Below are 249 nucleotides of genomic sequence, written 5' to 3'. Positions count from 1 at the left end.
CGACCACGGTGGAGCCGATCAGGGTGGTGCCGTCGTACAGCTTGACGATGTCGCCCGCGGTGCCGCCGGCGCCGGACATCTCCAGGCTGCCGTCGCTGGTCAGGCCGCCCGCGCTCAGGTCGGTGCCTTTGCCGTCACTCAGTCCGCCGATGGCTGGCGCGTCTGGCGCAGTGGTGTCCAGGTCAACGACTACCGGCGTGGATTTGGCGCTCTCGTTGCCCGCCGCATCGGTGAAGCTGGCGCTCAGCG

1 pseudogene is annotated in these 249 nt (G+C 69.9%); it reads right to left on the bottom strand.

The features are described from left to right. Positions 1 to 249: pseudogene (locus MXF20_RS23315) on the bottom strand (hypothetical protein); the annotation flags it as partial.

The sequence above is a fragment of the Pantoea dispersa genome, from assembly GCF_035783935.1.
Classification (GTDB): domain Bacteria; phylum Pseudomonadota; class Gammaproteobacteria; order Enterobacterales; family Enterobacteriaceae; genus Pantoea; species Pantoea dispersa_C.
Note: the sequence above shows the minus strand (reverse complement) of the source record. Positions and strands in the feature narration are given on the sequence as shown.